This window comes from Brevibacillus brevis (assembly GCF_001039275.2).
GTDB lineage: Bacteria > Bacillota > Bacilli > Brevibacillales > Brevibacillaceae > Brevibacillus > Brevibacillus brevis_C.
Window position 1 is genome coordinate 6,284,751 of sequence record NZ_CP030117.1, and the last position, 25,346, is coordinate 6,310,096.

Consider the following 25,346-nt stretch of genomic DNA (forward strand, 5'->3'; position numbering starts at 1 on the left):
GATATGGATCGTTTGGAATTGATCGAAGTGGCCGGCAATAGTTATGTAGTCTCCGGTAAATACGGGATCGGTGTCTATTTGGATAGGTCCAGCAAAACCGCTGTTTGCATTGATAGCGGACCGAATGCCACTGTTATCGAGAAAGTATGTACGAAAATCAGCGATCGAGGGTATCAAATCCTTGCCGTAGTTCATACACATGGTCACGCTGTTAATTATGGTGGCAATCTCTATTTGAAAAAGAGGTTCCCCAACCTTCGCATCTACGCGACACATCTCGCCTCCTATCTCATTGAAAATCCGCATCTCGAGCCTTTCGTTTTCGACGCAGGTAGAGGGGCTGATACGGAGCCTGATCAAAACAAAAGGAATGCTCATGCGCTAGTAACAGATTATCTGCCATCTACCGATGGTATCTTTCACGTCCATTCCATTCCATTCAAAATCGTCTCCTTGCCTGGACATTCGCCGGGAATGGTCGGCATTATTACCCCTGATCATGTCCTTTATTGCGGCGATGCCTTATTTGGTCCCAAAACATTGAACAAGCAGGATCTCCTTTTTTTTAACGATCCGAGTGCTGCCAGAAGAAGCTTCAAGAAGCTCTCGACGATGAAATTGAACGCTTATGTGCTGTACCATGGTGGACCCTTTAAGACAGTCACAGGTTTAATTAACAAGCATCTCACCCTTATGAAAGACACCTCTGCTTTTCTTGAAGCATGGATTCATGAGCAGCCAAGCACTCTCGAACAAGTAGTCCAAAAAGTCATGAAAAAGTATGAGTTTGAAGATGACTTGCACCGCTACGGTTTGACTACTTCGATTATCCGTTCTTATTTAAAAGAGCTACAGCAAGAGAACCGAATTGTCGCAAAAGTGGACAATGGTTTACTGCTATTTAGCAAACCTGCGGCAACCACGTGAACAAAGGCTATATATGGGGGTGTACCATGGGAAAAAAACGTATTTTAATCGGTAGTCCCATTCAACAATTCCCGATCATTTTGGAGGAATTCCTTCCATCCCTCACGGAGCTGACTACCAAAAACGAACTGGTTCATTACATGTTCATTGACGATAACAAAGACCCACTATCCAGTTCACTCTTGGCTGATTTCGAGAAGGAGAACAAACGAACCGTCATCCTCAAAAACACAGACGATGACACGTATGTCCGAAATGAAATGACTCATTATTGGACGGAACGAAATATTTGGAAAGTAGCGGAAATGAAAGATACGATTATCTCCTATGCGCTCAAAGAGGGGTTCGATTATTTGTTTTTGATCGATTCCGATCTCGTTTTACACCCTCATACCCTGCAACAATTGCTTCAAGCCAATAAAGATATTATCTCCAACATTTACTGGACACGTTGGCAGCCTGATACGATTGAGCTTCCTCAAGTTTGGCTGATGGACCAATACACGTTGACACGTGAAGGCGCAACTGAATCAGCGGAGAACCAAAACTTTTTAGAGATGCTGCGTAAACCGGGTGTGTATGAGGTAGGCGGCCTCGGTGCATGCACGTTAATCCATCGAAAGGTCTTGGAGGCAGGCGTCAGCTTTAAACAAATAGCGAACTTGTCGTTCTGGGGAGAAGATCGGCATTTTTGCGTTCGGGCTGTAGCTATGGGCTTTTCTTTACATGTGGATACGCATCTTCCTGGGTACCACATCTACCGTCAGTCGGATCTGGCAGGAGTAAGTGAGTATCGCAAAAAAAATGGTATGACAGCGGGGAAATCGAGTCAGATTTCAATCAGTTTATGCATGATCGTCAAAAATGAAGAAGACGCTCTGGAGCGTTGCCTCTCAACCGTTGCGGATCTCGTCGAGGAAATCATTATCGTCGACACGGGTTCAACAGACCGCACGAAAGAAATTGCGTCCAACTATGGCTGCACCCTTTATGATTTTGAGTGGATTGATGATTTTTCAGCCGCACGCAACTATGCGTTCAGCAAGGCAACATGCCCCTATATTTTGTGGCTGGATGCAGACGATATCCTTCTGGAGAAAGATCGGCAGCTCTTCCGCGAGTTGAAGTTTACGTTGAATTACAGCATCGACAGTGTCACGATGAACTACAACCTTTCTGTAGACAGCAATGGGAATGTGGCATACAGCATTCGCCGCAATCGCCTCGTAAAACGCGACCGCGGTTTTCGCTGGATCGGACCTGTCCATGAGTATTTGGAAGTGAGCGGAAACGTCATCAACAGTGACATATCCATCACGCATAATAAGCAGAAGGAATACACGGACCGCAATCTGCAAATCTATCGACGCAGGGATGCCAAAGGGGAAGAATTCTCTCCACGGGACTTGTACTATTATGCGAATGAATTACGCGACAATCAGTATCATGAAGAAGCCATTACTTTTTACACGAAGTTCCTGAACACCCAACAAGGCTGGGTAGAGGACAACATTAACGCTTGCTTGAAGTTGGCGAGTTGCTATTCCCATCTATACGAGAGACAAAATGTTCTGTCGTCGCTCTATCGTACGTTCAACTACGATCGCCCACGGGCGGAAGCGTGCTGTCAGATCGGAGCCTTTCACGTCGAAGATAAAAATTGGCCGCTGGCAATTTTTTGGTATGATCTCGCTACAAAAGTAGAGCGACCTGCCGAAAAGCTCGCACACATCGACCACGTTTCCTGGACCTGGCTACCTCATCTTCAACTCTGCTTGTGCTATTCTCAAATGGGGGATAACGAGAAATCACGTCACCACAATGATATTGCCTACTCTTATAACCCAACTCACCCTAGCATTCTTTACAACAAAAGATATTTTGAGTCTCTGACCTAACTCCCCTCGTGACCATGAAAAAGTTACCCACCCTGTGGGTGAATGCAATGGTGGTCTATTTTTTGATGAGCACGGTGCTTACCGGTTAATACAACAGCCAAACTGGAAATCGGATTGGCTTTTTTCTGTTTCTATACAGCCAGGCACGCGCACAGATAAGGCTTCATACCATAGTGATGAGTTTTTGAACAGGAAGGATGAATGCCATGTCTCAAGCCAATATTCCCAATATTACTCCCACCATTACTGTAACGAGAGACGATGCTATCAATCTCCTCCTTACTTCCATCGCCATCGAAGAGCTTAGCCTCGGGCATATTATTCATGCAGAAGCAGAAAGATTGCAATATGCCATTGGTACACTACCAGGCTTGACTGTTCCTGCTTCGTTAAGTGATCTTCTTCTGGTGAATGCAAGTGTACGCCAAACCTTGCAAGACGTTACGAGAAAAGAAATGCTATTGCAATCGAAACTGGACAATATCCTGTCTGTTCCATCCAGCAGCACAGTTGGCATAACGGGGGATACGGGGGCCACAGGGCCGACGGGCGTTGGTACTATTGGAGCGACGGGCACGACAGGGGCCACGGGCGTTGGTATTACTGGAGCGACGGGCACGACAGGGGCCACAGGCGTTGGTATTACTGGAGCGACGGGCGTGACAGGGGCCACAGGCATTAGTGTGACGGGTGCCACCGGGGATACAGGTGCGACGGGGATTACTGGAGCGACTGGTGCCACCGGAGAAACTGGCGCTACCGGGGCAACAGGGGCAACTGGACCTGCTTTCACCACTGAAAACTTCTCCGCCTTCTTATCAACGGTAACCCTTAGCGCATCTTCCCAATTAGTTAACTGGTCAACAGCGAGCCCCTACTATAGTAGTCCAGGTTTCAACCCTGTGACTGGCACTTACACCGTACCAGCGACTGGAACTTACGCCATCAAAGCAACCATTAACTATGAAACAAGCGCAGCTATTACCGTTAGTTTAGACCCGGAAATCACCCCTGCATTTGAAGTACGGAGACTTACCCCTACTGCAACAAGTCTCATTATCGGTGATTTCCCTGTTCTCAACGTAAACATTGCGCTCGTACTCACATTAAGAACCATTCTGGGGACAGGAACCGTCACACTCGCGGGTGACGTTCAACTCAATGCAGATGATACACTCGGTTTGTTCTATGTTGCCAATGGATTGACCATCAACCTCAACTTAGGTGGAGGCGGCGAGGGTATCGTCTGGTCCATTCATCGTCTCACTTAACGAGGCCCTGCCATTATGAAAAAAGCTGACTGCACTCTACCATGCAGTCAGCTTTTCCTCGTCCATTACACCTTTTTCACAAATTCCGATTTTAATTTCATCGCGCCAAAACCATCGATTTTACAATCAATATCATGGTCTCCATCAATCAGGCGAATGTTTTTTACCTTTGTTCCTATTTTTACAACTAATGAAGTTCCTTTTACCTTGAGGTCTTTAATGACCGTTACTGTGTCGCCATCGTTAAGGACATTTCCATTCGCATCCTTGATGACCTTGTTATCTTCACCGTTATCGTTGCCTGCTTGGAGCGTCCACTCATGGCTGCATTCCGGGCATACCAAGGAGCTTCCATCTTCGTACGTGTATTCTGAATGACATTTTGGGCAATTTGGCAATTGACTCATCTTTGATATAACCTCCATTCGATACTGTCCATTCTATCATAAACTAGCCTGAAAACCTGGCCTAACCAGTAAGCCCTTCGTCCCGTGCTTTTTTAACGGCCTCTTCGCGATTCTTAACACCCAGTTTTGCATAAATCACTGTGGTACAATTGCGTACCGTTCCTTCAGAAAGAAAGATTTTCTCCGCGATTGTTTTCATGCGAAGCCCCTCTACTAACGAGGCCAGTATGCCTCTTTCCCGTTCCGTCAACCCATAGGGACACTCGCGTCCTTGCTTTTGGCGAAGTCCATTCAGCTCTTCTTGCTGCAAGCGCATTTCTTTAAAAAGGACATCCGCAATCTTATGGTTAATCAACGCTTCCCCCTGATGAACAACTCGTATCGCCTCTACGAGCTCGACCGGACTAACCGATTTTAACAAGTAGCCATTCGCGCCACTCCCTAGCGTTTCCGTCGCAAGGGCTGTTTCTTCGAAGGTCGTCAACATAATGACACGCATGTCTGGCCACCGCTCACGTATCGCTTGTAATGTCTTCGCCCCGTCCATGACAGGCATTTGAACGTCCAAAAGCACGACGTCGGGCTTTTCTTTTGGAATGATGTCTAGTGCCATCAAGCCGTTCTCTGCGACCCCGACAACTTGCAAATCTTGCTGATTCTGTAAAACAAGCTGCAAACTTTCCCTCACAAAGGGCTGATCATCGACGATCAGGATACGTATGCCTGCACTTGGTACAGCCTGCATAGCTGGCAGACTACAAATGACCGTCACACCTCCCTCGTCCATACAATGGATCGATAATCGTCCCTGAAGTGCTTCCAGCCTTTCCTTCATCGATTGCAAACCAAATCCGAATTCGATCGTCCCATTTCCTTCCCCATTATCTTCTACCTGCAACCGAATCTGGGCTTCTTCAAAGTATAGCCCCACTTGAATTTGTGATGCTTTTCCGTGGCGCACAGCATTGGTCAGTGTTTCTTGCAAGCAGCGGTACAAAGTCAGCTTCATGGAACGGCTCAACGCATACTCAGCGCCGTACATACGCAGCTTGACGGACACCCCTGTAGCCACCGGAAATTGCCCGATCAATTCAACGAAGGCGGACTCCATGGTCGTAGCAGATTCATAGCCATTCTGAGCCCATTTGTGGAAAATCCCTCTGGACTCGTCCAAACCTTGTCGGGCCATCTGCAAAAGCATGTCCAGCCGGCTAGCCTCCGTATCCGGTATTTTAGACCGAAGCATCTCCATCCCCATAATGAGCGATGTCATCGTATGTCCGATCGTGTCATGCAGCTCTCTGGACATTTTGTTTCGTTCTTCCAGCAGCGTGATTTCCTCCACCTGGGAAGCGTATTGCTCCAATATCTGGTTCTGGTTTTGAATAATCAGGCTCTGCTTGTGCATACGGCTAAGCAATTGAAAGGCAAAACCAAGTGCATATGCCGCGAAATGGTACACAATGAGATCGCTTACGGCTATAGGCTCGAAATCAAACCCAATTGCCTCGCCCACAAGAAACGGAATCGCCAAAATCGCCAATGGTCCCGTCCAGCGATAAGATCGTCCCACACTGTGATATCCGATGAGAAAAGCGATGGGGATAAACTGCCATCTTACTCCCTCAAAAAAGAAGTTCAAGGCAATACACAAGCCTCCACTCAAAATAATCTCAGCGAACAAATATAGGTTACGAGAGTATCGACGCAAACAACTGGGGACGACAAGCACGAAGAACAAAACGATCAATGTCATCACTAGCGGATAAGGCAATTGATCGTGATGGCGGACAAAACCGAGAATAATCGTCAATCCCCACATAAAGTGGATGGTGAAGATCATCCAGTCGACCCATAACCATCGTTTAACAAATGCAAGCAATTCGCACACCTCATCTACACCCAAACTTTCTCTCTATTATATTCCCAGATGACGCCCAGCTACTATCACGATAAACCATGACATTCTGTTACTTCTCACCGTGACACTCATCGTCCTATACTCATCCCTGTCGCTGGCTTACAACAATTGACTGACGCAAAACGCGAAAGGTGATGAAACATGACATTATTTGCTCTACGAAAATGGTTTGCCGTTTTGCTCGTATCCTGCCTCATGCTGATACAGCCCCTATCTGTGGTCAATGCTCGCTCCCCTCTTACTACTCCTTCCATCGAACAAGTAGTTGATCCCCTCATGAAAAAGGAAATGCACAACTTGCATATCCCAGGTGCAGCCATTGTCATTACCCAGGGAGATCGCATCATTTTTAAAAAAGGCTATGGTTTTGCCGACGTCGAACAGCAAATCCCCGTTGATCCTGAGCGTACGGTGTTTCGAATCGGTTCCGTGACCAAGTCGCTTACTGCTACTGCAGCGATGCAGCTCGTGGAAAAAGGCAAGCTTTCCTTACGCGAAGATTTGAATACTGTCCTAAAAGACTACAAAATTACCAATACTCGTTACGGCCTGATCACACTTCACCACCTGCTCACACATACAGCCGGTCTAGATGAAAAGATTTATAAAAGAGACAACCGCCAGAGTGTGATACCGGAATTCTCGACCGAGACCGTAAATGAAACGCTTCAGATGCAGGAGACGATTTTCACGCCAGGGAGCAAATTTCAATACAGTAATGCGGGCACCGGATTGTTAGGAAGTGTAATCGAACAAGCTTCCGGCCAATCTTTGCATGACTATATGCGGGAGAATATCTTCCGCCCGCTAGGTATGGATTCCGCCGAATTGTATCTCCCACAAGACAGTAGCAAGCTGGCTAAAAGCTATTATTACGACGGAAACGGCTATCAAACGATTCCTTACTCGGGGATTATTTTCCCAGGGAGTGGTGCTGCTAATATGACACCCGTCGACTTCGCCCCCTATATGATCGCCCATCTTTCTGGCGGCAGCTATAACGGCACATCTCTGCTCAAACCAGAAACTGTCCAGCTTATGCATGCCCAGCAATTCGCGGCCCATAAGCGCATGTACGGAATCGGCTACGGCTTTTTTAAAGGAGAGACGAAAAACGGCATTCCTACCCTATGGGCAAACGGTGGGATTGATGGCTTTATCTCGAAAATGGTGCTAATTCCTTCAGAATCAATCGGCATCTTTGTTACGGTGAACGCCACGCATCCGGGCTTGGAGCTGCACGGCAAGGTCGTGAACGCGTTTACCGACAAGCTACTGACCGAGCAAGTCCGCAAGCCCCTAACTCCTGTTGCTGGAACCATAGACGAAATAAAAAAGCTGGAAGGTCAATATCTGCTTACCCTGACGCCTGAGAATGGCTGGGGCAAAGGGCTTCGGCTGCTCAGTAGCTACCCGTACACAGTGAAGGCATTGGATGGGCAGACGATATCCGTGACTGGTTTATTCCAGAATGAAGGACAGCAATCCCTTGAGAAAAAGTTTGTACAGGTAGACGATCATTTCTTTCAAGAGATCGGCGGCGAGGAGCAGCTATATTTTCATGAGGAACAAGGGACATTTTATATGACAGGACCGATGAACTTTTCGCTCCCTCGTATCTCCTTCATCGAAAGTCCACCTGTTCTCCTGGCTCTGTATGTGATTCCCGGAATCGTGTTCATCCTTCTTTCGCTCGTCTGGATCGCTCGTTACGGGCTACGCAAATGGCGCAAACAATCGCACGCCATTTCGAAGATCGTTCCGATTATGGCTCTGCTTCATGGCATATTTTTTATCATCCAATTCACCTATGCAAACGCAGAGCTTGTCTATGGCTATCCGGCCTTCTACCAAGTCGTGGTTGCATCCCTACCGATTGTTTCGTTGGCCGCCGCCGCATATTTGATCCTGCGAATCGGAACAGCCAAGGAGCGCGATCGCTGGAAGGTAGCGAATGGCGCAGCAGCGGTACTCTCTATCCTGTATACTGGCTATTTATTTTACTGGAACTTTCTTTCGATTCATTACTCATAAGACTCCGAGGCCGCAACTGAGCTTTACAGTTGCGGCATTTTTTTAAGCATAATGTTTGATCCAAGGAACTACCATTAAACTAAGCCGCATAAGGAGGAACGAACTATGAGTACTTCTAGCTTAAAAATCGGGATTATTCTGGGCAGCTCTCGCCCAGGCCGAGTCAGTCCCCAAGTAGGTGCGTGGCTCAAAGGAGTTGCCGATCAACGAGGAGACGCAGCGTATGAGATCGTTGATATTGCGGACTTTCACTTACCGTTCTTTGGCGATCCGAGCGGTGAGCAACAAGTAGCCGCATGGGCGGCAAAGCTATCCAGTCTGGATGGATTCGTATTCGTTACCGCCGAATACAACCACAGCATCACAGGGGTATTAAAAAACGCACTCGACCTCGCCCGCAAGGAATGGTACAACAAGGCGGCCGGTATCGTCAGCTATGGTTCATCAGGCGGAACTCGTGCAGCAGAGCACTTACGTGGAATCCTGGGGGAATTGCAGGTTGCCGATGTTCGTACACAACCTGCCTTCAATCTATTTACGGATTTTGAAAATTACACGGTCTTTAAACCATCCGAATTGCACATCCCACATGTAAACGACATGTTAAATCAAGTGATCAGTTGGTCAACGGCATTACAATCGGTTCGGGACTAATAAGAAAACCTCTATCGAGGCCTTTACAAGGAGGAGCGACCGCGTTTTAGCGGAAAGTTTCCATGCGCTCCGGAATTTATTTTATAAATTCCTATACGTTAGAAAAATGACTAGCAGCGATATCTGCTAGTCATTTCTTTTTCGTTCCTCACTCATATCGCAACGCATCAATCGGATGGAGCCTCGCTGCCTTATGAGCCGGGTAGAGCCCAAAGAAAATACCGATGGCACTGGAGAACCCGAAGGCGATTACGATACTTTCCCACGATAGTAGCGGCGGCACTTCGACATATTGCGAGGCAAACATGGCTGTCCCGATGCCGAGCAGCACGCCAATCGTTCCACCAATCAGACAGACGATCATCGATTCGATCAAAAACTGTAGCATAATATCTCCGTAACGCGCCCCTAACGCCTTGCGAATGCCGATTTCCCGCGTCCGCTCCGTGACGGATACGAGCATGATGTTCATGACGCCAATCCCACCGACAAACAGCGCAATCCCAGCTGCGACGCTAAAGATCGTGGTGAGCGTACCGGAAAAGGAATCCATCTCCCCCAGTGCGTTCTCGATACTATCGATTTGGTAGTAATTTTCGCGATCGTGCCTGCGGTTTAAGTACTTCTCTGTCTGCCTCTTGGCTGCTTCCATCGTTTCCTTCGACTTGGCTTTTACGGTTATCGTATGAACCATCTTCAACCCGTCTTTATTGTGCAGAAAGGTAATCGGCACATAGGCACCCTCGGATCGACCATTGTCAACCATCAGCTTGGCTTCCCTTACCACGCCAATAACGACGACTGATGCTGTTTCATAAGTCAAACGCTTGCCAATCGGGTCTTCACGCCCGAAAAGCCCTGCCGCTAACTTTTCGGTTAAAACGATAACAGGCTTCCCCTCTCTTACTTCCCTCTTAGTAAAATATCTGCCTGCAACTATTTTCAAGTTTGGTTGAACCTTTAACAAATCCTCATTTGTTCCTTGTATATTTGCGTCCTGCCCCTTTTTTGGGCCACGAATCGTTCCATAATAAGAGGCGAACGGCACGGCCGCTTCAATGTAGGGCGATTGTTGGGGAAGTGCATAAGCATCCTCCACTGTCAAATCAGTAAGTTTGCTTCCTTGCCTCGGGTCCCAGCCAAAATAAACGCTGAAATTAGTTGCACCCAGCTTCTCCAACTGATCGTTATAGGCCTGTTGACTGCCGTTTCCTAGTGTAATCACAGCAATAACAGACATGATTCCGATGATGATCCCAGACATCGTCAAGGTAGCACGCAGCTTATTTGTCCCAATCCCTTCTAGAGCCGTACGAAAGCTTTCGAGTAAATTCACGTGAGGATCACCTCCTCGGACGGAGTAGCAAACAAGCGCTTCTCCACTCGCTCATCTCGGATGATATGACCATCTCGAAACGTAATGACGCGCTCGGCATGCTGAGCGATATCCGCCTCGTGCGTGACGAGGAGAATCGTTACCCCTTGCGCATGCAACTCCTGAAAAATCGCCATGATCTCGATGCTGGAACGACTGTCCAGATTCCCTGTCGGCTCGTCAGCAAGTAAAATGGCTGGCTGGTTAACCAACGCTCTGGCGATAGCTACCCGCTGTCTTTGACCGCCGGACAGTTGCGTTGGTTTATGATCCATCCGCTGGCCGAGTCCGACACGCTGCAACGCCGCTTTCGCTCTTTTTTTGCGTTCTGTCATGCCGATGCCCGCATACATCATCGGCAACTCTACGTTTCGCAGCGAAGTAGCACGTGGCAACAGATGAAACGATTGAAAGACAAAGCCGATTTTTTGATTGCGTACTTGCGCCAGCCCACTATCCTTCAACTGCGTAACATCAATTCCATCCAAGACATACGCTCCGGAGGTTGGCCGATCCAGACAGCCCAGCATGTTCATAAACGTCGATTTTCCGGAACCAGAAGGTCCCACGATCGCCACGAATTCACCTTGAGCCACGTGGATATTGATATTTTGCAAAGCGAACAGCTCCAGCTCATCCGTCTTGTACTGTTTGGTTAACCCCTCAATGTTCAGCATATGTATCCTCCTTTACCCCGCAAACTCTTCGGGAGATGCTTGGAAGATCACTTCATTTTCTTGCAAGGTTTCCGGTGGATTCGCTACCAGCTCTTCACTGCCATCCAATCCGCTTTCAATTTGGATAAACAATTCACTTTCAATTCCAGTCGTCACTTTTTTCTTCTTGGCCTTGCCATTTTCCGCTACCCAGACAAAAGAAGATCCATCTTGGTCCGTCACGACCGCCTCAATGGGGACTTGCATGGCGTTTGCTGCTTTTTGCAGGACGATGTTCACATCCACGTGAAAACCTGGCTTCAAATACTCCCTCGTCTCATTCAGATTGACAGCGACCGGCACTCTCGTACTCTCTCCATCCCGCTCTTTGCTGGTTACAGCTATAGGAGATATGCGCGACACCTTACCTTGCAACTGTTCTCCGCCTAAGGAAATGCCTGAGACCACCGCATCCTGTCCGATTTTGATTTTACGCAAGTCAGATTCTCCGACTCCTGCTTCGACCATAACATCATTGGTATCTCCAACCGTGAGAATTTCCTCGCCTTTACTTAGGTACTTCCCTTGTTTCACCTTCATGGAGAGCACCGTCCCGTCAATCGGAGACACGATGCTGCTTTGCACACGTTGCTTTTCATATTTTGCTTTTTCCAAATTCAGCTTTTGAATTTGCGCCTCGTAGGAGCGAATCTCTGCCTTGTCTGGCCCTTTTTGCTTCAAAAGTAAATCTTGCTTCGCGACTCTTACTCTTGATTCCGCAGTCTGGAGCTTTTGCTTCGCCTCCTCTACAGCCTGTTGGGTAGACACGCCTGCGGTAAACAGCGATTGCGTTCGCTGGTAATCTTTTAATGCCGTTTGGTACTCGCGTTCATGCTGGGCAAGCTGCTCCTGCATTTTCGTGACTTCCTCAGGCTCCACACCTTTGGAGAGCCTTGCGATATTCGCTTCCTGAATGGTGATTTGCGCCTCGATATCCATGATTTCATTGCTGACATCGGACATGTCGATATTGCCGATCACCTGCCCTTTCGTCACTTTGTCTCCCTCCTTGATGGAGAAATTCCGCAGATCGCCTGCATAGTTGGCGAACAATGTATGTTCATTTCGTACTTTGACCATGCCCGACGTCAAAATCGTGCTTTCCAAATCGGCCGTTACCACCGTTGATAACATGACAGGAATGCCATTCTTCTTTTCTCCCGAAGAAGCTGCATAGCCGCCGAACCCGGCCACAAGCACGCCCACACCCAGCCAGATCCACAAACGTTTTTTCATATTCCTTACCTCCCCAAAAACTTTAAACCCCGATCATTCTTAGCCAATCAAAAAACCCCACTTTTTCTATTACAGGTTCCACCCTGGCTCGTCACCCGATCAGGATAAGAAAAACTGTTAAAAGAAAAAGTGGGGTAATCCTTAAATTTTTTTAAAGTGAGGTCGTCTGTTCGTAAGGTAAGCGTATTTCAAAAACGGTGCGGATCAAATTGCTTTGCGCAGAAATCGTCCCTTCGTGGCGCTCGACGATATTTTTGGCGATAAACAGCCCAAGACCTGTGCTTCCGTTTTGATGACTTCGGGCCTTGTCACCCGTGTAAAACATCTCAAAAAGATGCGGCAGCTCTTCCTCGGGAATTTCGTTTCCATAATTGATAATCTGTACAACGACCTCGTCACCCGCAAGAAAACCGTTGATATCAACAAACTGACCATCGTGCCCGTAACGGATGGCATTGGTCATGATGTTCTCGAAAACACGTGCCAAGAGCTCGCCATCCCCGCAAACCGTCAATCGTGAAGCCACATTCATTCTGGTTTCCAACTGATTTTTTTCCAAAGAAGGATATAGCTCCTCGTTTAACTGCATGAGTAATTCACTCAGGTCAATCAGATTCTGTTGGATGGTGAGCATGCCGTAGTTCATTCTCGTAATTTCGAAGAGCTCATCGATCAGTTTTTCCAAACGCTGCGACTTGGTAAAAGCAATATTCGTGTAATGTCGGGCTTGTTCCATTGTCAACTGCTCGTCCCGCAAAATGATGTCCAAATACCCTAAAACAGAAGTCAGTGGCGTCCGCAGGTCATGCGCCAGGTTTAAAACCAACTGATCCTTGCTGCTTTCGGCAAAATCTCCTCTTTGTACGGCTTCTTGCAATTTTTCACCCGCCAGATTGATGTCCTTGGCAATATCTCCGAACTCATCGTTCGACGGTATTTGAACATGGTGGGTAAAGTCGCCGTTTGCAAGATGATGAATTCCTCTGGAAATCTCCTGAAAGTAGACGGCATACCGTTTGGTTAGCAAGAAGAAAAACAGTATGGCTAGTGGAACAAAAATAATCAGAAAGAAGTAAATGTCCCCTATTTCTCGCATAAAATAGCGAATCGGCGTCAACAAGCTTTCAAACCTTACCTGTGTTCGATAGTAAAACTGTAGCGTTTTAAAAATCACATACGTAACCGCACCAGATAGAAGCAGACTTAGGCCCAGAAGCTTGACCATTTGGAACCGAAAGCTCCGTATCATCTTAGCCATGAAAGGAATACCCTACTCCCCAGACCGTTTTAATCCACTTGTTTTTGGTTTTTTCTTCTCCCAGCTTCTTTCGCAAGGTGCGAATGTGCACCATGACTGTATTGCAGCCTTCATAGTACGCTTCGCCCCACACCTGCTGGAAAATATTATCCGCGCTAAACACCTTCTTTGGATAGCTGGCCAGCAGGTAGAGAATATCAAACTCTTTCGGTGTTAACTCAATCGTTTCTCCGTACAGGCTCACGGTTCGCTGCTCTGGATAAATGATAAGTCCACCTGCCTCTACGACCTTGTTACTCGCTACTGCTACTGCTGGTTGATTCAACTGCTTAAAGCGCCGCAGTTGGGCATTCACACGAGCGACTAATTCCATTGGATTGAATGGCTTGGTCATATAATCATCTGCGCCCATCACCAAGCCCGAGATTTTATCCAGATCGGATGTCTTGGCACTCAAAAAGATGATCGGCATATTGTGCTGTTCGCGAATGAGCCGGGTGACCTCATAGCCATCCAGCCCAGGCATCATGATATCGAGGATCGCCAAATCAATCGAATGGGTCTGTACAGCTTGGAGTGCTGCCTTTCCATCCGCTGCGATTATTGTGTGGTAACCTTCTTTTTTCACATGCAAGGCAACGAGCTCAGCAATCTCCGCTTCATCGTCGGCGATCAATATGGTGACGTGCTTCATCGTTTTTCCCATCCCTTGTATACATTTCCTACCATTATAGCAGGTATGAAATAACTTTTCTGTTATCACACGTAGAGCTTGATCATACAATTATGGGTAATAATTACTTTCAGTTTCTTTTGACTTTGCAGACTTTTCTATATTACTATATTCATGTCCATATCATATCTATCATAAATATACTTGGGGGTAATTTATGAAAAAACTAATGTTTGCTGTTGTTTCTGGTTTGTTGGCACTAACGGTAAGTGCGTGTGGCACTGGCACGGATCAAGCGGCCTCGACATCTGGGCAATCCGGTGCGACGAAGTACGTGTTTGGTACAGATGCAACATACCCACCCTTTGAGTTTGAAAAAGACGGAAAATACGTGGGAATTGACATCGACCTGATCAATGCAATCGCCAAAGAAGAAGGCTTTGAGGTAGAAATTAAGCCGATGGACTTCAAAGGAATCATTCCGGCTGTTCAAGCGAAGCAATTGGACGGTGCCATTGCAGGGATCAGCATCAATGATAAGCGCAAAGAAATTTTGGATTTCTCTGAACCTTACTATCAAGCAGGTCTTTCCTTGGTCGTACGTGAGGACAACACAACGATCAATGGAGAGGCAGACTTGGCTGGCAAAACGATTGCGATCAAAAAAGGCACGACTGGCGCGACCTTTGCTGATGAGCTCGGGAAAAAGTACGGAGCGACTGTCAAATACTTTGACGATAGCCCTTCCATGTTCCAAGAGGTTCAGAACGGCAACGCTGATGTAACCATCGAAGACTATCCGGTTATCTCTTATAAAATTGCGGTAGACCCTGCTTCCAAACTAAAAATTGTAGGCGATCGTCTCAATGGTGACCACTACGGCATCGCGGTATTAAAAGGGAACAAAGATCTGCAGGACAAACTCAACTCCGGTCTGAAGAAGCTGAAAGAGAACGGGAAATACGACGAAATCATCAACACATACTTGAACACGAAAAAGTAAAAGGCGCAAGACGCGCCTTTTTTTCACCTTAGAAAGAATGGAGTTGTCCAAATGAGCAGTAGTTGGGATGTCATTGTCGATGCTCTTCCTGTCTTGGCCCAAGGCTCTGTGGTCACGTTAAAAATAACGGTCATTTCCCTGTTTTTTGCTCTCTTAATCGGATTGCTTTTTGGTTTAATGAGCACCAGCCGCTCCAAAATACTCCGTGGCATTGCAACCGCTTACGTTGACTTTCTCCGCGGCACACCGCTGTTGGTTCAAATCTTCTTTATTTATTTTGGCTTGCCGCCCGTCCTTGATATCAAAATTCCAGAGACAACCGCAGGTATTCTTGCGCTCAGCCTCAATGCCGGAGCCTACCTGGCTGAAATTTTCCGCGGAGGGATTCTCTCCATCGATAAAGGGCAGATGGAAGCAGCTCGCTCCCTCGGACTCACGCACGGAAAAGCCATGCGCCTGGTTATCTTGCCTCAGGCTGTTCGCCGCATGATTCCTGCCTTCGTCAACCAATTCATCGTGACGCTAAAAGACACCTCGCTCCTAACGGTCATTGGTATCCGTGAACTGATGAACAGTGGTGAGATTATCATTTCTAGCAACTTCCGTTCATTCGAAATTTGGGCTGTAGTAGCGGTCTTCTATTTCCTGATGATATACATCCTCAGTCTGCTATCCCGTTCCCTTGAGAGGAGGTTCGCGAAATGATTCATGTAGAGAATTTGAAAAAGAGCTTTGGCTCGCTGGAAGTCTTAAAAGACATCTCAACTACCATTGAAGAGCGCGAAGTTGTCTGTGTCATTGGTCCCTCCGGCTCGGGAAAAAGTACGTTTCTGCGCTGCCTGAACCAGTTGGAGGAGGTGACATCCGGCAAAATCACCATTGAGGGCATGGAGGTTACCTCCCCCAAAGTGGACATTAACAAGCTGCGAGAGCGTGTCGGCATGGTGTTTCAGCGGTTCAATCTCTTCCCGCATCTCACTGTTTTGGAAAACATTATGCTCGCACCCAAGCACGTCAAAAATTCAGAGCGCCAGCAAAATGAACAAAAGGCGCTGCAACTCCTCAAAAAAGTAGATTTGGCGGACAAGCGAGACGTGTATCCAGATCGGTTGTCTGGTGGTCAACAGCAGCGCGTAGCCATTACCCGTGCGCTCGCCATGGACCCTCATATCATGCTGTTCGATGAACCTACCTCTGCACTCGACCCGGAAATGGTAGGCGAAGTTCTTCAGGTGATGAAGGATTTGGCCAAAGAAGGAATGACGATGGTCGTGGTTACGCATGAGATGGGCTTCGCCCGTGAAGTAGCCGATCGCGTGATCTTCATGGATGGCGGATACATCGTAGAAGAAGGCACGCCTGCCGAGATTTTTGACAATCCCCAGCATGAGAGAACCAAGGCGTTTCTCAGTAAGGTGCTATAGACAAGCAACGGGCATGATGCGATTTTTCATCCATCATGCCCGCTTGTTTTTTCTATGAAACTACCTCACACATACTCATGCGCCAGCATCAAAAACACGCTGGACGTCCATGTAAATGCCCGATCCCTCAAGCCATCACCTGTCAGTGCATCGAAGTTTTCCGCCATGCCACTGCGTGCTGCCATTCGGCAAAAACGTCTGGCAATCTCCTGGGAAAACTCTACTTCACCTGCTCGCCGCAATCCATCGACCAATAGCATCGTTACTGGCGCCCAGATCGGGCCTAACCAGTAGCCATCAGCGCGGTAGAAGGAGCTGGTTGGACTCTCCGTAGCCAGACCATTCTCGGTCAAAAATCGCTCCTGCAAGTCCGCAATCAGCTTGGCCCGGATGTCTTTTGGCAGCTTTTCACCAAGCACCAGAGGCATATAACGAATCAAGCTGTCTCCTTGGGTAGGCTGATCGCTGCCAGAGTGGGTCGCGAAGAAGTTTTCGCCATTCCAGTGCTTCTCTAGGAGGCGTTGCAGCGTCATTTCCGCCTTTTCCTGCCACTTCGCTGCCTCTTCAGGACAGCCCAATCTCTTCGCCAAATCCGCCAGCACATCCATTTGCAGAATCAAATACGCAGGCAAGTCCGGGCTTTCAATCGGTGCCCCATCGAGGAAAATCGTGCTGTTGTCCCAGCCGCAGTCATAGCCATGATTGTACTGCGGAATTCCGTCCTGATCATCATCGCGATAACGGAACCACCAGTCGGTCCAGCGACAAAGCGGCTCGTACACCTCTTCTAGCATCTCGTTTGTAATCGCTTCGTTCCGATCCAGCATCCAGCGCAGCGTCCAGCCGTGAATCGGAGGCTTGCAGCAATTCCACAGCGCATACCGATCATTGATAAAATCGGGGAAGACACCACTTTCGTCCTGCCTGTCGATAAAGATCATGAGCTGATCCCACGCCAGCGGCAGGTTTGCTCGCGTCAGTGCCATCGCATTGAAGCAATGATCCCAGCTCCAGATATTCGTCATCCAGTTTTTGGACATGTACATCGCAGACCGCGGCAGATAGCCTTCAGGTCTCACCACACAAGACCAGGTGATGTACGCCGCGAGCTCTCGTGCTTCACTCAAGCCCTCGCGATGCTCCTCAGATACAGAAAGGGTCCGTTCCAGCCACTCGTCGTACTCTTTTTTTACCTGCTCCCATCCATCGGCAAAGGCAGGATAGCTGCGCTCCTTCCATACCGTGTGGAACTCCTCCCATACGCCTTCCAGTACACCAGTTTCCTCGTCGGGAAGAAAGGTTACGCTCACTTGCTGTTCACGTGATGCCTTCGTAGGGTTGACCACCAGCGCTCCAGCAAGCGGAGTCACTCGCAAGCGAATTTCCGTGGAAAAGTGATTGATTTCCCAGCATCCGGCTCCTGCTTGAATCGCGTAGTCTGCTGCCGTCGATTCCAGCACGAGTCGCAAACCAACGCCTTGACCACGCATCTGCACCACCTGCGGCTCGCTCATGCACAGCTTCACTTCGCCTTTATCCCCGTAGAGACGCAGCAAGGTTGGCGTAGCCTCCGTCTCAAATGGAACCGCCACACCATCGGCTACCATTTCTATTCGAAAAATCGCGCCATCGTGGTTGTCTCCTCCACGAATATTGCGCAAATACAGCCCTTCTGCTCGTTTGGTGTTACCCAGACGCGAGAGTACGAGATATGACCCGTATCGGCTAAAAGGAACGATTCCCAAATCAAACTGCATATGTCTCACCTCGAGGTTGCTTCGTCGATCGTTTACGATCGCGCTTTTCCAGCAGACGATTCATTCTGGCGTTCAACCACCAGACAGGCAGGCTCGCTCCCAGCAAGATCGGCAAAACGGGAATCGCCAGCAAGAGAATCAAGAGAAGGAGCAAGCCTCCCATCGTGACGAGCGAATGCACCGGAAAGGCCGCAACCAGCCAAAACGATTGCTTGAGCGTCCTCTTCACGTCTGAATTCTCCCGAACAAGCAGGGAAAAAGCGTGGCAAGAGGTAGCCGCATGCAAGAATCCGATCCCCGCAAAAACAGCCGCAATCGAGAGCCCCCACAGTGTACCAAAGCGAAGGAAAAACACCACATCGCCCCACAGGATGGCCCCCGTTAGCACCGTCCCTGCACCAAGCCATTGGCTCCTCCAGAAGTAGTGGCGAAAAGCATGCCAGAAGGCGGACAAAAGCCCACGGTCATTCCACTTGCCGCTAAGTACGTCGTACAGAGCGGCTGTCGCTGGGAAAATTCCAAAGACGATGCCTCCCATGAGCGTACATGCCACCCACATGAGATGCGCTGCCGCCATCCGCAACAATCGCTCACCAAATTGATGAAATGACCATGCCCATCCTTCCCATTTCGCCCGATTCCCCACTGTAGCTCCCTCCTTACTTGATAGCCTCTTACTTAATAGCAACGCCGGCTGAATTGTCTACGATATATCGTTGTGCGAGGAAAAAGAGGAGTAACGGCGGAAGCGAGATCAATAATGTTACCGCCATCAGCCCGGTAGCCTCTACTTCATACATCCCTTTAAATTGCGCCAGTCCCAGCGTCAGCGTGTACTGGCTTTGGTCATTCAAGAAAATGAGTGGACCCAAGTAGTCGTTCCATGTGCCCAAGATGTTGAATACACTCACCAAAATCAGAGCAGGCATCATCAACGGCATAATAATCCGTGCGTAAATCTGAAACGAACCGGCACCATCAATACGCGCCGCTTCATCCAGCTCACGAGGAATGGTCAAAATAAACTGTCGCATGAGGAAAATATAAAACGCTGACCCGAAGAACGAAGGAACAATCAACGGCTTGAGCGTGTTGATCCAGCCCAGATAGTTGAATTCCATGTACAGCGGGATCATCGTCACTTCCCACGGAATCATCATCGTGGCCAAAACGACCATGAACAGAAAATCTCTCCCTTTAAACGTAAACCGGGCAAAGCCGTACGCGACCAGCGAAGACGAAATCAACTGACCAATCGTGGTCAGGATCGTCACCGTCAACGAGTTTTCCAAATACAGATGAAACGGCTGCGACATCCACGCATTCCCGAAGTTCTCCCAATGCAACACATCCGGAATCCATTTGGGTGGATACTGCAAAATCTCAGTATCTGACTTGAGCGCAGTAGAGATCATCCAGTAAAACGGTGCGAGAAACAGGAAAGAGAAAAAGATCAAGCTCGCATAAGCGACCGTTTTGCGTATCAAGCTTCCTCCCCTCCCCTGCGATTGTCGCCCTCGTAGTACACCCATTTGCCGGACGTTTTAAATACGAGGAAGGTCAATACCAAAATGATCACAAACATAAACCAGGAGTTCGCCGAAGCATATCCCATCTTGAAGTATTTGAAGGCGTTGTCATACGCGAACATGGCATAGAAATACGTAGACTGCAACGGTCCGCCTCCTGTGAGCAAGAGTGCTAGACTCAACTGCTGGAACGCACTAATGATCGTCATAATCAGGTTGAACAAAATCGTTGGGCTAACCATCGGCAGTGTAATCCGGAAAAACTTTTGCACCGCCCCTGCCCCATCAATCGAAGCCGCTTCATACAAGCTCTCCGGGATGCTTTTGAGCCCCGCCAGGAAAATCAATACCATGGAGCCTTGCCCCCACAGACTGGCGATTACCATGGCAACAAGTGCCCATGACGTATCGTTTAGCCAATTTGGACCTGTAATCCCAACCAGACTGAGCAAATAGTTGAAAATACCGTATTCCCCGTCGTACACCCACGCCCAAATCATCGCCAGCGCCACACCAGAAATCACGCTCGGCAAGTAAAACACTGTGCGGAAAAAGCCGCTGCCTCTTACCTTCTGATTCAGCATCATGGCCAAAAATAACGCGATGAACAAATTTAACGGTACAAACAACAGCGCAAATTTAATGGTGACCCAGAGTGATTGCCAAAACAGTGGATCATCCGTAAACATATTGACGTAGTTGTCCAAGCCGACGAACGTAACCTCACCAACGACAGGCCAATCAAAAAAGCTCATGACGAGCGAAAACAACATCGGTCCCAGCGTAAAAGCGAGAAAGCCGAGAATCCAAGGCAAGATAAAAAGATAGGGCGTAAGAAACGCCCTTCCCTTGAGTTTTTTCGGTTGAACGGTCATGGCAGGCTGTTTATGTGTCACGACACTCTCTGTATTCAAATTCCTGACCCCTTCCCGTTATTTCAAGAATTTCTGGGAGTCTTTGACTGCCTTGTTCAGTAATTCCTCGGCATTTTGTCCCATCATGATCGCATTGACTGCTGCGGAAAGGTTCCGATTGATTTCGTTCCAGTGTGGATTCAACAGGAAGGCTGGCGTGTCAGTCGATTGCTCCAATGTCTTGTAGAACGGCGCGTAGAGCGGGTCCTGATCGAGCTTCTTCTCTTGTACGACACTAATACGCACAGGCAAGTCAGATGTACGCATCTTGATCGCATCACTGGAAACGAAGAACTTCAAAAACTCCCAAGCCAGTTCTTTGTTTTTGGAATCCTTGGCGATCGATACTGAGGAGGTTGCAATGACACCCTTACCAGGCTTGCCAGGGAATTGCGGCATTACGACCGTACCAAAGTCGACATTTGCCTTCTTGTACGACTCGAGCGACCAGACACCGTTGTCATACATCGCGAGCTTGCCAGCTTTGAACAAGTCGTTTCCGCTCTGCTGGTTTTTGCCACCGACGAGCAAAGCACTCTTGTCCTTGGCCAAGTCACTGAAAATTTGCAGGGCTTCTGCTGTTTCCTTGCTGTTCATGTAGCCTTCGATGGCTTTTCCGTCAGGGCTGATGAAGCTGCTGCCATTGCTCCACACGAACTGCTGCAAATCGTACGTATCCGGCTCCGAACGAACAGCGAAGCCGTACTGCTTCTTGTCGCGAACGGTCAGTTGTTTGGCTGCCGATTTGAAATCGTCCCACGTCCAGTTGTCTGTTGGAAGCGGTACATTTGCTTCGTTAAACAGCTTTTTGTTGTAGAAGACGACCCGCGTCGAGAAGCCCGCTGGGAGACCGAACAATTTTCCATCGAAGCGATTATAGTTTAAGAGGCCTTGGTAAAAGTCGTCGATTGCCACTGATGGGTCCTTCTTTACGTACTCATCCAATGGCTCGAGCGAGGCGTTGTACGTTGGGAAATCCCACATGTACATGACATCTGGCGGGTTTTTCGCTCCGAATGCCGCTACCAGCTTCTGATCAAATCCATCTGCATATGCCTCGACTTGTACCTTCACACCCGGGTTTTTCTGTTCGAATTGTTTCGCGATATCTTGTTGGATCTTCAGCATTTGGTCCGTATCCCATGTCGCGAAACGCAATGTAACCGTTTCCTTTTTATCAGACGATGCTGGCGTTGTCGTACCTGTGTTACTAGACGTGCCGTCTGTACCTGATGGCTGGGCTTGTGAACAACCAGCCGCGACGGCCAAAAGTAGTGCCATGCCAGCTGCCATCCATTTTGACGCAACCTTTTTCATCTGTGATCCCCCCTAGATTTACCCCTCATTTTTCTTTATTTTAATGAAGGGAAAAAAACGGTGAAACCGCCAACTGTTCGCAATAGTGTGTGAATTTGTTTCCTTTTTTTCGCTTTGTTCAGGTTTGCGCGGTGGAGTGGACGATTGTTCGACTGGACTCCTCCTTTTGTTTGAAACGGTAGTGACTCGGGGTCATCCCTGTATATTTTTTAAACCATTTGCTAAAGTATTTCGCGTCAGGAAGACCAACTCGCTCCGCTACCTCCTGAATGGACAGAGCGGTTTCATCCAGCATCGCTCGAGCCATTTTTACCCGGCGCTTGTCGAGAAACTCGCCAAAGCTCTCGCCCACTCCCTTTTTAAACATCACGCTAAAATGACTGCGGCTCAGCCCCACCTGTGAAGCTACCTCACTAACCGTCAATGGCGTATCCAGACGATCGAGCGCGTAATGAACGGCCTGCTTGATCGGTTCCTGCCACGGGTCTTGAATGACGCCATACTTGCGCGCCCGCTCCTTGCGTTGGTAGAGCATCCGTACTGTCTGCATCCACGGTTCGAGTCCAGCAAACGGGCTTGTTGTCTCCCAGCTCGTCACCTTCCCAGCTAGCTTCCATTCCACGAGCAAGGATTCTACCTGCCTGCCGGTACTTGCGGGAGTCAACAAAAATCGGATATCGCCACATGCGATCCATTCCCATTGGCTGTCCAGCTCCCGTGTAATCCATGCCCGCTCCTGCTCCTCGCTATTTGCACTGCTGCCCATCCCTTCCAAGAGCCATACACGCATGGAATCGTTCATCCACGACCAGTGTGATTGCAGGAGGGAGGACAAGCTTTGCTCGAAATCCCGGCTCAAACCAGTCAACCACGCACCGAATTCCCGCTTCCATTCATCAGGGCGTTCATGGATTTTTTCAGGTCGCGTACTCTCGCCTGCCAACTCCGTCCGCAGCTTCTCCAACAACGTACCCCATTCCTCATCCTGAAACTCGGTCTTCAACAAATACCCGGACACCCCGAGAGAGATTCCCTGCTGGGCAAAAGAAAAATCGCGGTGACAGCTCAGCAGAAGCACCTTTGTTTGTGGAGCGTGCTCCTTCACCCGCCTGCACAGCTCCAGTCCATCCATTTCCGGCATAACGATGTCCGTAATCACCAACTCGGGCTGTATTTGCAGGAAAGCCTCCCAGCCTTTCCGACCATTCGGTGCATCCGCTACCACTTCCATCCCGTAGCGACTCCACGGCACCATTGCCTTCAGTCCTCTTCGCACCAGCACTTCGTCATCCACAATCATTACCTTGATGCTCATCAGGAAGTTCCTCCCTTTTCGGCCATGTGATTTGAATTGTGGTTCCTTCTCCTCTGACAGATGAAATCTTCATGCCGTGCTCCATACGGAAATGAAGTTTGAACTTCTGATCGACGTTGTACACGCCGAGTCCTCGTTTGCTAGAACGCTCCAGATCAGGATCGAGAAGTTTGGCCAATCGCTCCGGCACAATTCCTGCGCCGTCATCTTGCAACAGCAGCGTCACAAGCCCTTCTTTTTCACTGACACTGATCCGGATCGTTCCATGCCCGTCTTCGAATGCGTGGAAAAAGATATTTTCCAATAGCGGCTGAAGAGTCATTCGCGGGATCAAATAGCGACCGCAAGCCTCTACGCCCGTCTGTTCATATTGAAAAACAGGCCCGTACCGCAGCTCTTGGATTTGCAGAAAATGCTCGACGGTTTGCAGTTCCTTATCCAACGGGACGAGCTCCTGCGTGATGTCGAGGTTGCCCTCTAGCACTTTGATAAGATGATAGAGCATATTGCCGATTTCATTGGCACCTGATAATCTTGCTTTCCACTGGATGGAATTGAGTGTATTGAACAACAGATGCGGGTTGATCTGGTAGTGAACGGCTCGCAGCTCTGCTTCCTTTTTCAACTGCTCGGTTCGACTCACCTCGGCGATTAGCGTCTGAATCCGCCTCACCATTTGGTTGAAGCTCACCCCTAACCGCCCCAGCTCGTCTTCCGTGTCTACCTCTGCGCGCGTCTGTAGCTCGCCTGTTCCGACCAGACGCATCGTTTCTTGCAGTCGTTTGATTTTGCCTGTAATCCGTCTGGAAAATAAATACGCCAAAAGGAGTGCCAGCACTGCCGAAAGAATCAGCGCCGCGATAAAAAAGGATTGAATCACTTCCGCAGAGCGGTTCATTTGCTCGTACGGCAAGCGCACCTGAATCATCCAGTTGTTGGACTCCAGTGGCTTGTTCCAGACGACATCGCTCTCTTTCTGAACAAACGTACCCGCAGTCTGATAAATCAGCTCGCCATTTTTGGCTGTAATCGTCACATGCGCGCTCATGTCCTCTTCTAGCTGCGAAAACAATTGAAACAGCTTGCCTGCCTTCATCTCGATCAAAATCCGGCTGTCCTTCAACACGCCATAACCACTGAGAACAGGAACGACCAGACCGAGCACCTTCTCCTGATTGCGCAGCTCCGCCTCATCCTGAAATCCGACATAATGCCGTGGTGTGTAAAAACCGATCCATCGCTCCTCATCCAGCTTGGCGGGCAGTGCCTTCCACCACGATTCTCGCATCAAATCCTGTCCATTGATCACATTTTCCCCGAAAAAATAACCGGAGGGCGTCACGATAAAAATGCCTTTTGTATCAAGGTTGCGGTGCGCCCCCAGGTATCTCTCGAAGTTTTTTTGTTCCAGGAAGCCTGTGTACGTCTTCGGCTGTTCCTCCCGTATGACGACCAACGTCGGGTCTGACACGTACGTATTGATGTCATAAGCCATGTATCTCATTTGACTCAGGTAATTGTCGATCTGGATTTGCAGTTGCGTAGCAATATACTCACCTGACTTGCTAAATTGCTCGCGAACGACCATCGACGACTTCCAATACGCCATACTCCCCAGAGTAATCAGCGGAATAATGGCTGCAATCAGCATAAAAGCGAGCAGCTTGGCATGAATGCTTCTGCGCGGAAAGAGCGACCATGACTTCATGTGACAGAA

General features: G+C 48.7%; 22 protein-coding genes. 8 read left to right on the forward strand and 14 right to left on the reverse strand.

The window, feature by feature from the left end; translation table 11 throughout:
• The first annotated feature begins 3 nt into the window (after nucleotides 1–3).
• The 3 genes from AB432_RS29710 to AB432_RS29720 all read left to right on the forward strand — a co-directional run bounded on the left by AB432_RS29710 (nucleotide 4) and on the right by AB432_RS29720 (nucleotide 4,096).
• Nucleotides 4–927 carry an MBL fold metallo-hydrolase gene (locus AB432_RS29710; RefSeq protein ID WP_048035376.1) on the forward strand — a complete coding sequence of 308 codons (924 nt, stop codon included), beginning with the start codon at nucleotides 4–6 and terminating at the stop codon, nucleotides 925–927.
• Between the two features lie 26 nt (nucleotides 928–953).
• Nucleotides 954–2,825, forward strand: coding sequence for a glycosyltransferase (locus AB432_RS29715; RefSeq protein ID WP_048035377.1), 1,872 nt, complete (start codon nucleotides 954–956; stop codon nucleotides 2,823–2,825).
• Nucleotides 2,826–3,031: 206 nt separating this feature from the next.
• Nucleotides 3,032–4,096 (forward strand): alpha-helical endospore appendage domain-containing protein, encoded by a 1,065-nt coding sequence (locus tag AB432_RS29720; RefSeq protein ID WP_048035378.1) that lies wholly within the window; start codon nucleotides 3,032–3,034, stop codon nucleotides 4,094–4,096.
• Nucleotides 4,097–4,161: 65 nt separating this feature from the next.
• On the opposite strand, the gene AB432_RS29725 is transcribed toward AB432_RS29720, so the two are convergent.
• Nucleotides 4,162–4,503, reverse strand: a complete 342-nt coding sequence (locus AB432_RS29725) for a zinc ribbon domain-containing protein YjdM (RefSeq protein WP_007720328.1) — start codon at nucleotides 4,501–4,503, stop codon at nucleotides 4,162–4,164.
• A 61-nt stretch (nucleotides 4,504–4,564) separates the two neighbouring features.
• A complete protein-coding gene (locus tag AB432_RS29730; RefSeq protein WP_048036002.1) occupies nucleotides 4,565–6,346 on the reverse strand; it encodes a helix-turn-helix transcriptional regulator in 1,782 nt (593 codons plus the stop codon).
• 219 nt (nucleotides 6,347–6,565) lie between these two features.
• Here AB432_RS29730 and AB432_RS29735 point away from each other — a divergent pair, with 219 nt between their 5' ends.
• Both AB432_RS29735 and AB432_RS29740 read left to right on the forward strand, forming a co-directional pair.
• The gene (locus AB432_RS29735) at nucleotides 6,566–8,458 is read left to right on the forward strand and encodes a serine hydrolase domain-containing protein (RefSeq protein WP_048035379.1); all 1,893 of its coding nucleotides are present in this window, start codon (nucleotides 6,566–6,568) and stop codon (nucleotides 8,456–8,458) included.
• A 105-nt stretch (nucleotides 8,459–8,563) separates the two neighbouring features.
• Nucleotides 8,564–9,112 (forward strand): NADPH-dependent FMN reductase, encoded by a 549-nt coding sequence (locus AB432_RS29740; protein WP_048035380.1) that lies wholly within the window; start codon nucleotides 8,564–8,566, stop codon nucleotides 9,110–9,112.
• Nucleotides 9,113–9,260: 148 nt separating this feature from the next.
• On the opposite strand, the gene AB432_RS29745 is transcribed toward AB432_RS29740, so the two are convergent.
• The 5 genes from AB432_RS29745 to AB432_RS29765 all read right to left on the reverse strand — a co-directional run bounded on the left by AB432_RS29745 (nucleotide 9,261) and on the right by AB432_RS29765 (nucleotide 14,391).
• Nucleotides 9,261–10,448 (reverse strand): ABC transporter permease, encoded by a 1,188-nt coding sequence (locus AB432_RS29745; RefSeq protein ID WP_048035381.1) that lies wholly within the window; start codon nucleotides 10,446–10,448, stop codon nucleotides 9,261–9,263.
• Nucleotides 10,445–11,164 carry an ABC transporter ATP-binding protein gene (locus AB432_RS29750; RefSeq protein ID WP_048035382.1) on the reverse strand — a complete coding sequence of 240 codons (720 nt, stop codon included), beginning with the start codon at nucleotides 11,162–11,164 and terminating at the stop codon, nucleotides 10,445–10,447. The genes AB432_RS29745 and AB432_RS29750 overlap by 4 nt, the downstream gene beginning before the upstream one ends.
• A 12-nt stretch (nucleotides 11,165–11,176) precedes the next feature.
• Entirely contained in the window at nucleotides 11,177–12,439 is a 1,263-nt protein-coding gene (locus tag AB432_RS29755) for an efflux RND transporter periplasmic adaptor subunit (protein WP_048035383.1), read from the reverse strand.
• Between the two features lie 151 nt (nucleotides 12,440–12,590).
• Nucleotides 12,591–13,697 carry a sensor histidine kinase gene (locus AB432_RS29760; RefSeq protein ID WP_048035384.1) on the reverse strand — a complete coding sequence of 369 codons (1,107 nt, stop codon included), beginning with the start codon at nucleotides 13,695–13,697 and terminating at the stop codon, nucleotides 12,591–12,593.
• Nucleotides 13,690–14,391, reverse strand: a complete 702-nt coding sequence (locus AB432_RS29765; protein ID WP_048036003.1) for a response regulator transcription factor — start codon at nucleotides 14,389–14,391, stop codon at nucleotides 13,690–13,692. The genes AB432_RS29760 and AB432_RS29765 overlap by 8 nt, the downstream gene beginning before the upstream one ends.
• 196 nt (nucleotides 14,392–14,587) lie before the next feature.
• Here AB432_RS29765 and AB432_RS29770 point away from each other — a divergent pair, with 196 nt between their 5' ends.
• The 3 genes from AB432_RS29770 to AB432_RS29780 are packed head-to-tail and all read left to right on the forward strand — an operon-like array spanning nucleotide 14,588 to nucleotide 16,797.
• Entirely contained in the window at nucleotides 14,588–15,373 is a 786-nt protein-coding gene (locus AB432_RS29770) for a transporter substrate-binding domain-containing protein (RefSeq protein ID WP_048035385.1), read from the forward strand.
• A gap of 51 nt (nucleotides 15,374–15,424) precedes the next feature.
• The gene (locus AB432_RS29775) at nucleotides 15,425–16,078 is read left to right on the forward strand and encodes an amino acid ABC transporter permease (RefSeq protein WP_007720310.1); all 654 of its coding nucleotides are present in this window, start codon (nucleotides 15,425–15,427) and stop codon (nucleotides 16,076–16,078) included.
• Nucleotides 16,075–16,797: an amino acid ABC transporter ATP-binding protein gene (locus tag AB432_RS29780; protein WP_048035386.1), complete on the forward strand. Its 723-nt coding sequence runs from the start codon at nucleotides 16,075–16,077 to the stop codon at nucleotides 16,795–16,797. The genes AB432_RS29775 and AB432_RS29780 overlap by 4 nt, the downstream gene beginning before the upstream one ends.
• 65 nt (nucleotides 16,798–16,862) lie before the next feature.
• Here AB432_RS29780 and AB432_RS29785 read toward each other — a convergent pair whose 3' ends face one another.
• From AB432_RS29785 to AB432_RS29815, 7 genes are all read right to left on the reverse strand, one after another.
• Nucleotides 16,863–18,554 carry an amylo-alpha-1,6-glucosidase gene (locus AB432_RS29785; protein ID WP_048035387.1) on the reverse strand — a complete coding sequence of 564 codons (1,692 nt, stop codon included), beginning with the start codon at nucleotides 18,552–18,554 and terminating at the stop codon, nucleotides 16,863–16,865.
• Nucleotides 18,544–19,200 (reverse strand): YesL family protein, encoded by a 657-nt coding sequence (locus tag AB432_RS29790; protein WP_048035388.1) that lies wholly within the window; start codon nucleotides 19,198–19,200, stop codon nucleotides 18,544–18,546. Before AB432_RS29790 ends, AB432_RS29785 begins: the two co-directional genes overlap by 11 nt.
• Nucleotides 19,201–19,228: 28 nt before the next feature.
• Entirely contained in the window at nucleotides 19,229–20,086 is an 858-nt protein-coding gene (locus AB432_RS29795; protein ID WP_201265907.1) for a carbohydrate ABC transporter permease, read from the reverse strand.
• A complete protein-coding gene (locus tag AB432_RS29800; RefSeq protein ID WP_173629826.1) occupies nucleotides 20,038–20,958 on the reverse strand; it encodes a carbohydrate ABC transporter permease in 921 nt (306 codons plus the stop codon). Before AB432_RS29800 ends, AB432_RS29795 begins: the two co-directional genes overlap by 49 nt.
• A 57-nt stretch (nucleotides 20,959–21,015) precedes the next feature.
• Nucleotides 21,016–22,314 carry an ABC transporter substrate-binding protein gene (locus AB432_RS29805; protein ID WP_048035390.1) on the reverse strand — a complete coding sequence of 433 codons (1,299 nt, stop codon included), beginning with the start codon at nucleotides 22,312–22,314 and terminating at the stop codon, nucleotides 21,016–21,018.
• A 118-nt stretch (nucleotides 22,315–22,432) separates the two neighbouring features.
• Nucleotides 22,433–23,629, reverse strand: coding sequence for a response regulator transcription factor (locus AB432_RS29810; protein ID WP_048035391.1), 1,197 nt, complete (start codon nucleotides 23,627–23,629; stop codon nucleotides 22,433–22,435).
• Nucleotides 23,601–25,337 carry a cache domain-containing sensor histidine kinase gene (locus AB432_RS29815; protein ID WP_048035392.1) on the reverse strand — a complete coding sequence of 579 codons (1,737 nt, stop codon included), beginning with the start codon at nucleotides 25,335–25,337 and terminating at the stop codon, nucleotides 23,601–23,603. The genes AB432_RS29810 and AB432_RS29815 overlap by 29 nt, the downstream gene beginning before the upstream one ends.
• Nucleotides 25,338–25,346 lie beyond the last annotated feature (9 nt).

Bases quoted from the DNA above. Each gene is read 5' to 3' on its own strand.
- AB432_RS29710 (WP_048035376.1), top strand. From the start codon at position 4: ATGGATCGTTTGGAATTGATCGAAGTGGCCGGCAATAGTTATGTAGTC.
- AB432_RS29715 (WP_048035377.1), top strand. From the start codon at position 954: ATGGGAAAAAAACGTATTTTAATCGGTAGTCCCATTCAACAATTCCCG.
- AB432_RS29720 (WP_048035378.1), top strand. From the start codon at position 3,032: ATGTCTCAAGCCAATATTCCCAATATTACTCCCACCATTACTGTAACG.
- AB432_RS29725 (WP_007720328.1), bottom strand. From the start codon at position 4,503: ATGAGTCAATTGCCAAATTGCCCAAAATGTCATTCAGAATACACGTAC.
- AB432_RS29730 (WP_048036002.1), bottom strand. From the start codon at position 6,346: ATGATCTTCACCATCCACTTTATGTGGGGATTGACGATTATTCTCGGT.
- AB432_RS29735 (WP_048035379.1), top strand. From the start codon at position 6,566: ATGACATTATTTGCTCTACGAAAATGGTTTGCCGTTTTGCTCGTATCC.
- AB432_RS29740 (WP_048035380.1), top strand. From the start codon at position 8,564: ATGAGTACTTCTAGCTTAAAAATCGGGATTATTCTGGGCAGCTCTCGC.
- AB432_RS29750 (WP_048035382.1), bottom strand. From the start codon at position 11,164: ATGCTGAACATTGAGGGGTTAACCAAACAGTACAAGACGGATGAGCTG.
- AB432_RS29755 (WP_048035383.1), bottom strand. From the start codon at position 12,439: ATGAAAAAACGTTTGTGGATCTGGCTGGGTGTGGGCGTGCTTGTGGCC.
- AB432_RS29760 (WP_048035384.1), bottom strand. From the start codon at position 13,697: ATGGCTAAGATGATACGGAGCTTTCGGTTCCAAATGGTCAAGCTTCTG.
- AB432_RS29765 (WP_048036003.1), bottom strand. From the start codon at position 14,391: ATGAAGCACGTCACCATATTGATCGCCGACGATGAAGCGGAGATTGCT.
- AB432_RS29770 (WP_048035385.1), top strand. From the start codon at position 14,588: ATGAAAAAACTAATGTTTGCTGTTGTTTCTGGTTTGTTGGCACTAACG.
- AB432_RS29775 (WP_007720310.1), top strand. From the start codon at position 15,425: ATGAGCAGTAGTTGGGATGTCATTGTCGATGCTCTTCCTGTCTTGGCC.
- AB432_RS29780 (WP_048035386.1), top strand. From the start codon at position 16,075: ATGATTCATGTAGAGAATTTGAAAAAGAGCTTTGGCTCGCTGGAAGTC.
- AB432_RS29785 (WP_048035387.1), bottom strand. From the start codon at position 18,554: ATGCAGTTTGATTTGGGAATCGTTCCTTTTAGCCGATACGGGTCATAT.
- AB432_RS29795 (WP_201265907.1), bottom strand. From the start codon at position 20,086: ATGGGTGTACTACGAGGGCGACAATCGCAGGGGAGGGGAGGAAGCTTG.
- AB432_RS29800 (WP_173629826.1), bottom strand. From the start codon at position 20,958: ATGACCGTTCAACCGAAAAAACTCAAGGGAAGGGCGTTTCTTACGCCC.
- AB432_RS29805 (WP_048035390.1), bottom strand. From the start codon at position 22,314: ATGAAAAAGGTTGCGTCAAAATGGATGGCAGCTGGCATGGCACTACTT.
- AB432_RS29810 (WP_048035391.1), bottom strand. From the start codon at position 23,629: ATGAGCATCAAGGTAATGATTGTGGATGACGAAGTGCTGGTGCGAAGA.
- AB432_RS29815 (WP_048035392.1), bottom strand. From the start codon at position 25,337: ATGAAGTCATGGTCGCTCTTTCCGCGCAGAAGCATTCATGCCAAGCTG.